The sequence below is a fragment of the Eggerthella sp. genome (genome assembly GCF_048329335.1).
GTDB classification, from domain to species: domain Bacteria; phylum Actinomycetota; class Coriobacteriia; order Coriobacteriales; family Eggerthellaceae; genus Eggerthella; species Eggerthella lenta.
In genome coordinates, this window is sequence record NZ_DBFEGU010000165.1 from 1 (window position 1) to 2,400 (window position 2,400).

Below are 2,400 nucleotides of genomic sequence, written 5' to 3' on the forward strand. Positions count from 1 at the left end.
CCCCCGTCCCCTCGTCCGCCGACGCCCTCGCGGGTTCGTTCTACGCCTTCGCGGGCGCGAACGAGCTTGCGGCTCCGGCCGAGGAAAGCCCCGTGCGCGTCCTGCGCGGCGACTCGCTGGCCGATTTCATCGAGTGGGTGCGCCTGCGCACCGACCTCGACACGGTGGCCGAGGACGGCCACGCCGTCACCATGATGACCGTGCACTCGTCGAAAGGCCTCGAGTTCGACTGCGTGTTCGTGGCCGGCATGGAGGAGACGCTGTTCCCCCACATGAACAGCGTGGGCGATGCGGCCGGCATCGAGGAGGAGCGCAGGCTGGCGTACGTGGCCATCACGCGCGCCCGCAAGAAGCTGTTCCTCACCTGCGCCTACGCCCGCCAGATCTTCGGCCAGACGTCGTCGAACCCCATCTCCCGGTTCGTCCAGGAGATCCCCTCCGAGCTGCGCCAGACCACCGGCCTCGGCTCGGCCGGCTTCAGCGGCACCGGCTGGGAGAAGCGCGGCAGCCGCAAGGGCATCGCCGGCAGCGGCACCGAGGCGGGCGGCGGCCGCGTGTTCGGGCGCTCGAGCGCGTCGGGCCCGACGAACCGCACCGACGACCGCGCCGCGTGCGTGAGCGGCTCCTACGTGCGCCCCGGCGCCGAGAAGAAGGCGGCCGCGAAGATGACGTTCGCCGCCGGCGACACCGTGGACCACAAGACGTTCGGCCGCGGCAAGGTGACGAAGGTGGACGGCGACACGCTGTTCGTGAAGTTCTCCAAAACCGGTCAAACGAAGAAGCTTCTCAAAGATTACGCGCCCATCGTCAAGATCGGCTAGCGCGAGGCCCGCATCGGAAACGGTGCGGCCTCGTCGTTTTTAGGCGTTTCGGCTTCTTCTTTCGCCCAGGCTCTTGCAACGCGGTGCGCTATACCGCATGATAGACGCGTCGATGACGTGCGGTCGCCACCGATCTGCAACCCCGCGCTCTTCGTCCGGCTGGCGAGAGAAAGAGGTTCACCATGAAGATCGTTACCGACTCTTCCGTTATGTTCTCGGTGGAGGAGGGCGCGCGGCGCGGCATGGCCGTGCTTCCGCTCGTCGTGACCATCGACGGCCAAAGCTGGCTCGAATACGAGGACGTGTCGGCCGAGGAGTTCTTGGCGAAGGTACGCGCGGGCGCGCTGCCGCAGAGCGCATCGCCTCCTCCGGCGCTCACCCTGAAGGCTTACGACACCGACGAAGAGGTGATTCACCTCGCCATGGCCGACGGGCTGTCGGGCGCCTACGAGGTGGCGTGCGGCCTCGTCAAGCAGGCGCGCCGTCCCGATCGCGTGCATGTGGTGAACACGCGCACGCTGTGCGTGCCCCATCGGGTGTTGGCCTGCACGGCGGTGCGGCTGGCCGAACAGGGGGCGGACGCAAGGGCCGTCCTCGAGACGCTGCATGCCCAGATCGCTACCGCTCACTCCTACCTCATTCCCGAAGATTTCGACTACCTGCGCCGCGGCGGGCGCCTCACGCCGCTCGCGGCGACGTTCGCTCATCTCGTGAAGGCGTTTCCCGTCATGAAGCAGACCGACGACGGTACGCGCCTCGAGAAGATGAAGGTGGCGCGCTCGTTCGCGAAAGCCGTTAACGCCATCGCCGACGACCTGGAGGCTCGGGGCGTGGGCGATGGCTTCTTCCTGGGCGTGAGCCATGCAGACAACCGCGTGCAGGCCGACGAGGCGTCCGGTATGCTGTCCGAGCGCTTTCCGGGATGCCGCCACGGCGTCTTCGACCTGGGCCCCGCGTTCATCACGCAGGGCGGCCCCGGCTGCCTTGCCATACAAGCTGTCGACCTGGGAGCTTATCCCGATCTCGATTTGGATTAACCGAGGGGCCCGGGATGCGGGCCCCTCGGTGCAGATGCCCGTTCCGGTTGTTCGCCCGCCGAGTCTGGGCCGGCGCGCTAGTTGCACCCCGGGCAGTAGGCGCAGGCCGTCGGCGCGGCGGCTATGCCCCCGAGAGCGCTTTCGCGCAGTTCGAACGGCAAGGTTCGACCCACTTTTCGCATAGCCTCCACCGTCTGGTCGAAGTCGACCAGGTTGCCGATGCCTGCGAGTGCGATCTGCGCGCTGACCAGCGCGACGGCGGCGCCGGCAGCGTTGCGCTTCTGGCAAGGTTCCTCGACAAGACCCGCGATGGGGTCGCATACGAGGCCCATCATGTTGGTCAGCGCGTTGCTGGCCGCGTCGAGGCATTGGGCGGGCGCGCCGCCCATGAGCTCAACCGACGCCGCCGCGGCCATCGCGGCGGCCGAGCCGATCTCGGCCTGGCAGCCGCCTTCCGCGCCCGATACCGTGGCGTTGCGCGTGATGAGGTACCCGATGGCGGCGGCCGCCGCCAGGCCGCGCGCAAGATCGCCATCCGACAG

General features: G+C 68.3%; 3 protein-coding genes. 2 read left to right on the plus strand and 1 reads right to left on the minus strand.

Features of this window, described 5'->3' with window-relative positions; all coding sequences use genetic code 11:
• Both ACMO6A_RS05380 and ACMO6A_RS05385 read left to right on the plus strand, forming a co-directional pair.
• The coding region (locus ACMO6A_RS05380) for a 3'-5' exonuclease (protein ID WP_418470872.1) at window positions 1-821 on the plus strand (821 nt) is incomplete at its 5' end.
• Window positions 822-1,003: 182 nt separating this feature from the next.
• Complete coding sequence (locus ACMO6A_RS05385) at window positions 1,004-1,858, plus strand: DegV family protein (RefSeq protein ID WP_015760302.1); 855 nt, start codon at window positions 1,004-1,006, stop codon at window positions 1,856-1,858.
• Between the two features lie 77 nt (window positions 1,859-1,935).
• Here ACMO6A_RS05385 and ACMO6A_RS05390 read toward each other — a convergent pair.
• On the minus strand, window positions 1,936-2,400 hold a 465-nt coding region (locus ACMO6A_RS05390; protein WP_418470873.1), incomplete at its 5' end, for an L-serine ammonia-lyase, iron-sulfur-dependent, subunit beta.